The 297-nt window shown below is 46.5% G+C and carries 1 protein-coding gene; it reads left to right on the plus strand.

Annotated features, from left to right (window positions below):
* Positions 1-13 precede the first annotated feature (13 nt).
* Positions 14-297: FAD-dependent oxidoreductase (locus A3738_RS10070; protein WP_231876608.1), on the plus strand; the 284-nt coding region annotated here is incomplete at its 3' end.

Genomic DNA, 297 nt, shown 5'->3' on the forward strand with positions numbered 1-297 from the left:
TTTGCGCCCTAACATGGACAAAGTATTTCCTTTCTTAAAAGACGTCGCGATTGATTATGCTTGGGGTGGAATGATCGGGATTGGCGCAAACAGATTCCCTCAGGTTGGTCGTTTAAAAGAGAACGTATACTTTGCGCAAGCGTATTCAGGTCATGGCGTCAACGTGACACACATGGCCGGCAAAGTGATTGCAGAAGCAATTAGTGGGGAATCAAACCGTATCGCATGGTTTGAGAAGATCAGTCATATTCAATTCCCAGGAGGAAGACGCTTCCGATCACCCTTATTAGCGATCGG

The sequence above is a fragment of the Oleiphilus sp. HI0066 genome (assembly GCF_001635725.1).